The sequence below is a fragment of the Pararcticibacter amylolyticus genome (genome assembly GCF_003130405.1).
Taxonomy (GTDB): domain Bacteria; phylum Bacteroidota; class Bacteroidia; order Sphingobacteriales; family Sphingobacteriaceae; genus Arcticibacter; species Arcticibacter amylolyticus.
The window spans coordinates 60,992-67,366 of the sequence record NZ_QEAS01000015.1; the positions used below are offsets into that span (position 1 = coordinate 60,992).

5 protein-coding genes and 1 pseudogene are annotated in these 6,375 nt (G+C 47.4%); 2 read left to right on the top strand and 4 right to left on the bottom strand.

Translation table 11 applies throughout. The features are described from left to right. Positions 1–54: 54 nt before the first annotated feature. Together DDR33_RS17540 and DDR33_RS17545 are read left to right on the top strand one after the other, a co-directional pair. Complete coding sequence (locus DDR33_RS17540) at positions 55–1,143, top strand: mandelate racemase/muconate lactonizing enzyme family protein (RefSeq protein ID WP_109417110.1); 1,089 nt, start codon at positions 55–57, stop codon at positions 1,141–1,143. Then, positions 1,144–1,905: an SDR family NAD(P)-dependent oxidoreductase gene (locus DDR33_RS17545; RefSeq protein ID WP_109417111.1), complete on the top strand. Its 762-nt coding sequence runs from the start codon at positions 1,144–1,146 to the stop codon at positions 1,903–1,905. A gap of 39 nt (positions 1,906–1,944) precedes the next feature. On the opposite strand, the gene creD is transcribed toward DDR33_RS17545, so the two are convergent. From creD to DDR33_RS26735, 4 genes and pseudogenes are all read right to left on the bottom strand, one after another. After that, complete coding sequence (creD, locus tag DDR33_RS17550) at positions 1,945–3,327, bottom strand: cell envelope integrity protein CreD (protein WP_109417112.1); 1,383 nt, start codon at positions 3,325–3,327, stop codon at positions 1,945–1,947. 203 nt (positions 3,328–3,530) lie between these two features. Then, entirely contained in the window at positions 3,531–4,313 is a 783-nt protein-coding gene (locus tag DDR33_RS17555; RefSeq protein ID WP_109417113.1) for a tetratricopeptide repeat protein, read from the bottom strand. Beyond that, positions 4,291–6,099: a BatD family protein gene (locus DDR33_RS17560; protein WP_109417114.1), complete on the bottom strand. Its 1,809-nt coding sequence runs from the start codon at positions 6,097–6,099 to the stop codon at positions 4,291–4,293. The genes DDR33_RS17555 and DDR33_RS17560 overlap by 23 nt, the downstream gene beginning before the upstream one ends. 18 nt (positions 6,100–6,117) lie before the next feature. Continuing rightward, positions 6,118–6,375: pseudogene (locus DDR33_RS26735) on the bottom strand (tetratricopeptide repeat protein); the annotation flags it as partial.

Below are 6,375 nucleotides of genomic sequence, written 5' to 3' on the forward strand. Positions count from 1 at the left end.
AAAAAGGCTGCAATTAAAAAGTGATCTGCTTTTAATTTGAAGAAAAAAAGAAACATGAGTTCTTCAATAAAAATCAGGGATTTTAAATTATACAAGGCTGTTGCGCAGTTAAAGAAACCAATTGCGGATGCTACACATACGCTGGATGAGATATCGTTTCTGGTATTGAGGCTGCAGCTTGAAAACGGAATTGTAGGAGAGTCTTATCTTTTGTCGTTCCAGTATTCTCCTAATGCGATACAGGGCGCCTTTAAAGACCTGCTGCCTTTGGTAAAAGGCTATTCTGTGAATGAGACAGGCAAGGTGTTCAGCATGCTCGACGGGGTGTCTGAGTATTTCGGAAATACCGGGATCAACCGGTGGGCGCAGGCGGCGATCAATGTGGCTATGTGGGACGCATGGGGTAAATATCTGAATCAGCCGGTAGGAAAGCTGTTTGGTACGAACCGCGACAAGTGTGCGATATACGGAAGCGGCGGCTGGATCTCCTATACCATTGATGAGTTGGTTGCTGAAGTTTCTGACTACGTGAGCAGGGGATTTCCGGCCGTCAAGATTAAGGTTGGATCGCCTGACTGGCGCACAGATGTTGAACGTTTGAAGATTGTCAGGAATGCGGTGGGTAATAAGGTAAACATTATGATGGACGCCAACCAGGGCATGACACTTCCTTCGGCTATACAACTGGCCAGGGCAGCAAGGGATCTTGATATATTCTGGTTTGAGGAACCGGTGCACCACCAGGATTTTGACAGTTACCAGGCTTTGAAGCAGCAGACCGGTATCTCGCTGGCAATGGGTGAAAGGGAATATGATACGCTTGCCCTTTGCCAGTTACTGGAAAGAAAGGCCATTGATATCTGGCAGCCCGACTTGCTGCGGATAGGTGGTGTAGAGGCATGGCGTGATAGTGCTGCGCTTGCCGGCAGTTATCATGTGCCGGTGCTGCCGCATTATTACAAGGATTATGATGTGCCGCTGGTTTGTTCGGTGCCTAACGGTATCGGGGTAGAATCGTTTGACTGGATAGATCCGCTGATCGACAATCCGATGGTAATAAAGGATGGGTTTGCTTATCCGCACGAGGGACCGGGATGGGGCTTTAATTTTATTGACGATCGTTTAACTGAAATTGCATTTTAAATGGGACTTGAAGCATTTTCTCTGAAAGATAAAGTTGCGCTGGTTACTGGCGGAGGTACCGGGATCGGGTTTGGGATCAGTAAGGCTCTTGCTGAGGCAGGAGCGAGGGTGCTGATCACTGGCAGGAGGGAAGAGGTGCTGAGGAAAGCGGTGGAAGAGCTGGGAGGGAACGCCGGGTATGAGGTGATGGATGTCACAGATAAAACCGCCATTCCGGCATTCGTGTCCCGGGTGAACACAGAATACGGGGCAATTGATATCCTGGTGAACAATGCCGGGATTCATCTGAAGAAGATGGCCCTGGAGACATCGGATGACGAGTTCGAAAGTATTATGCAGACCAATCTTCTGTCGGTATTCTCCCTGTCGAGGGAATGTGGCAGGTATATGACGGAACGGAAAAGCGGTTCGATCGTTTTCATTGGTTCTATGGCCGGTATTTTCGGTATCGACAGGGTATCTGCATACGGTACTTCTAAGGCTGCCCTTACCGGTTTGATGAACAACCTGGTGACTGAGTTTTCGAAGCATAACGTGCGGATAAACACAATTGCTCCGGGATGGATAGAATCGCCTATGTTCCTGAATGCTGTAAACGCTGATCCTGCCAGGAAGGAAAAAATAGAGAACAGGATCGCTATGTCTTGCTTCGGAAATCCCGGAGATATCGGCAATGCTGTGGTGTTCCTGTCTTCGGAGGCCGGAAGATATATTACAGGTGTGGTATTGCCCGTTGATGGCGGTGCTACTGTCAATTTTTAAGCAGGCAGGGGCTTTTTTAAGCCCCGCCTTTACCTTAACTTATGACACCGCAGCTTCATCCTGAGGAAGACTTCTTTTATAAAGGTCTATTTTGGCTGAGAGATACATGAGTACTGCGGTGATGATAAATAAACCTATGCTGCCGAAGAGAAGTGCCAGATCCTGCAGCTGGATAATGACATATATAAAGCTGTAAAAGACGGCCAGAATACTTCCAAAAACAAGCGACGCTTTTTTATTCCTGAGAAGGGCTGTGATGAAGCTGGTGATCAGCGTTACTGTGGCGATTGAAGCGATCAGGTAGGCGATGCTGAAGCCCCAGCGTTCGCTGAACGACAAAAGGAGTGTGTAGTAGATGATCATGGCGGCGCCGATCAGGATATACTGAAGCAGATGAACTTTTCTTTTTGTCAGGAGCTCTGTAAAGATCAGGGCTATAAAAGACAAAAGGATGATCAGCATCGAGTATTTGGCCGAGCGCATGGTTTTCTGGTACTGGTCGACAGGCAGGATAAATTCTACCCCGAAGGCTGCCTCTTCATTTAAGATTTTAGATGCCGTGTTCTCCTGGATCCATTGCTGAGGAAAAGGTCTGCTGAAATAAGGCAGGTTCCAGCTGGCCCTGAATGTTCCGGATGTAATATTCCGGTTGTCGGGAAGGGTGCGGCCGATAAACTTAGGATTGTTCCAGTTACCGGAAAGGGTCGCTGTGGTGGTCTTGCCTAGCTGAACAAAGCTCAGGGCACTGCTTCCGCGCAGGTTGAGGTTGAAACTGAAAGGCAGGGAGGTGCCTTCTTCCGGGAGCAGTCCGGGCATGATCATCAGGTTGTTGTCAAACAGTTTCAGCGGAGAGAAATCTGGTTCTACTTCATAAGTGTGCTTACCCAGCCGGATTGCGGGATTGCTTCTGAGTCCTTTCAGATCGGAAACGCCCACTACCAGCCTGGCTTTGTCCCACTGGATCATCGCCGGATTGATTCCCGACTTTTTTAGTTCGAGAGGCGCGAATTTGCCGCTGAACGAGACCGTGCTGTTATATACTACCGCATCAAATATTCCCCGGTGAAGTACCTCGGGAGAGGCATTGCTTTTGATATTCAGTACCTCGGGTAGGATACAGATATTGGTAATGGCTTCCCTGTAAGTCATTTTGCCGGTAGTATCGCGCGTGCCTATTGTTGTTTTATAGGGCAGCACCATAACTGGACCGGCTACTTCCTGTTTTCCTGACCATTTATCGGATATTTCACTTGTGGCTTCTTCCTGGCGTGCCTGGCGTTCCCGGATGAGGTCCTGGATGGCGACGGAGGGGATTAACAGGATTAGTGTCAGTACTCCGATAAGAAACAGTTTAATTAAGACGGATTCTCCAAACCAGCTTCTGAAGCTGTTATAGAGCGAGGATGGATCTTGAGGTGTCATATTGCTTAAAGTACTTTGTGATTCAAAGTTAATGGTTAAAAAAATGAGCCCTTATCAGGCTGATTTTAGTTTCTGTGCTCTTTGCGGCTATTAGATTTTATCTTTATGTTTTTTATAAAAGAACTTTGTGTTTCAAAGTAAGTGATAAAAAATGATAACGTCAACAGGAAAAGTGAATTTTTGCGTGCAGAAATTTTCAGAGGCTATATTTCCCTGGCAGCAGAACTTCTGATCCAGCCTGAATTGCCGTTAGGGAGCCTGATCTTCATCCAGTCGCCTTCTTTCCCCGTGATATCTACTTTCGAGCCGCTATGAATGACAAATACTGCTTTGGAGACATCGTCGGGTTCACTTTTCGCTGTGACAGAACCGCTGAAGATAATGGCTTCACGCTGCAGTGAGAAGTAATGGGCCTGACGGTTGGCCATAAAAAGGGTGGTGAAAGCAAAAAGCAAGAGGAAAACGCCGGGAAAGAAGGTCGCTTTCTTTAAAGAGACTGAGCCGGCAAATAAGTAGAATATAAGACTGCTGCATCCGAGGATGAAGAAGATAATGCTTAAAACCGCCAGTGTGTTAAGGGAAAAGAGGAGGATAAACCCGCGCCACCAGCGGAAGATGAAGAATTCGGGAACGGCTTCCATCTTATCGGTAGTCCTGAGATTTGCTACCTGGATATTGAAGATGATGTCTTCATCGCCCGGATCGAGTTTATGAGCCTTCTCATAGTAGAGGAGGGCAGAGGGAATATCCCCGGTACGGTAGAAGGCGTTACCGAGATTGTAGTAGAGGGAAGCAGAACGGTGCCCGGCCTGAACGATCTTTAACCAGGTGTCTGCGGCTTCCTTGTACCTGCTTTTGGCGAACAGGTTATTGCCCCTGGCAAAAAGTTGTTCACTGTCGTCATTTGCGAACACAGGAGACAATTGCCAGAAGCAGAGCAGAAAAAACAGGATTCGGGCTATTTTATAAGTTACTTTCAATTGCATAGATCGTGCTTTTTGCTTTTTCAAATACTTCCTTCGCTGAAATTCCGGTGATGGGTGCGAAGCGGGCCATTTCACACAGACTGAGGGTTTCGGTCAGCTGACCGATCGTTTCATCATTCACGTTCTGAGACCTCAAGTCTGCCGCAATTCTCTCTTTACTGAGGTCGGCAGACGGGATATTCAGTTTGTCGCTGAGATAACCGTAAAGCCCCCTTGAGATATCTTCGTAAAATTCTTTGCCGCGATTGGCAGTGAGCTGTTTTTCGGCATTCGCCAGGTGCTTTGCAGCTAGTTTTGCGGCTTTCCTGCTTTTAACGAGTACCGGATCAGCATTATTCTTCCGGTGCCAGTTTCTGTACCAGAGGGCGCCGGCAAACGCGAGAGGCCCCAGGAGCAGGAGTATATAGAACAGGAAAGAACCATAAAATTCTTCTCCTTCCTTATAGAGTTCGGGATCGCCGGTTTTAATGTACCGGATATCTTTATTTAACAGCTTAACGTCTTGCTTATCCGAAGAAGTGTATACCTGGTTGTCTGCAGGATTCCCTTTATTGACCCTAACCGGAAAAGAAGGGGTACTGAGCGTAACATACTTTCCCGTAGAGGGGTTAAAATAAGAAAAGTGCTGAGCTTCTATCGCGTAGTCACCCTCATGTCTGGGGATCAGCAAATAATTATAGCTTCTGCTGCCAGAGACACCAGATTCCTGAACTGAAATAGCATCGGTAATTTTGGGATCATATTTTTCGAAGTCGGGCGGAAAGCTGATGAGGGGAGCTTTTAATAGTTTCAGATTTCCGGATCCGCTGATCTTAAAGCTGTAATTCAGTGCTTCGTTGGCTTTCAGTTCTTTTTTATCAGCGGAGGCCGCTATGGTGAAATTTCCTACCGCTCCTGTAAAATCCTGTGGTTTCCCTGCTTCCGGAAGAGGTTTCACGTGGATGGTTAAGGGAAGGCTTTTGACCTTGTATTTTACATCCTCATACGTTCCGAAAAATTCGTCCATGAGGGTCCTGGCGGGTGCTGCCTGCCTGACCACAAATGTCATTTGCAGGGGGTCGATAGTCAGGTTTCCTGCGTGGTCAGAAAAAAGGATAGTTTTCTTCACAGTTGCAACGTGATACTTCTGTCCTTTATAGGTCTCAGTTGTCCATTCTGCATTCTGGTTATCAGTTTTGACATCTTCGCTCCAGAAGCCATTCAGGTCGGGCAGCTTGTCGACCTGGCTCGCAACAATCGATACCCGGGTATAGAGCTTATAACTTACTGTGATCTGTTGTCCGTGGAATACATTTGTTTTATCAGCAACCGTGCGGAGGAAAATTGAATTAGACAATTTTGCCGGGCGGCTTTCGATGATATCCTCATCCGGGGGAGCTGCCTGTGCCTGTTGTCCGCTCCGGGGAACCGGTCGCCCTTTTACTACCCTGACCTGTACCGCGTTTGACCGGATGGTGCGGCCGTTAACGGATATTGCCGCCGGCCCAATGGTATAAGTGCCTTCTTTTACCGGCATCAGGTAGTAACTATAGGAGGTGCTGGATGACATGTTGCCATTGATGGACGTCATGCTCGACGAAACATTCGGTCCGGCCAATACCTGGAAGCCCCTGAAATCGGGAGGGGTAAAATTGTCGGCATTGCTGTTGACGGAAAACGAAATCTCGAATTCCTCCCCGGTGCCTGCTATCGTTTTGCTGACTGAGGCAGTGAACCTGACTCCCTGGGCAAAAGCTCCGGCGTTAATAATTAATAAAAAAGCAAGTATATAATGTCTGGCCATCATGGTCTTTTCACGGTTAAGCTACCAGTCTTTCGATATCGGACGCCGGGCACCTTTAAACTTTTTATCCTTCAGTTTGTCTTGTGTGCCTTGTTCCTGGTTATTGAGGGCTTCCAGCATTCTCTCTGCGTCTTCCTTTGAAAGCTGGTCAGGACGGGGTTGCTGCTGCTTGTTTTGCTGGTCATTCTTTTTATCCTGATTCTGTTTGTTCTGGTCTTTATTCTGATCGTTCTTGTTCTTCTGATTTTTATCCTGCTGATCTTTTTTATCCTTATCCTG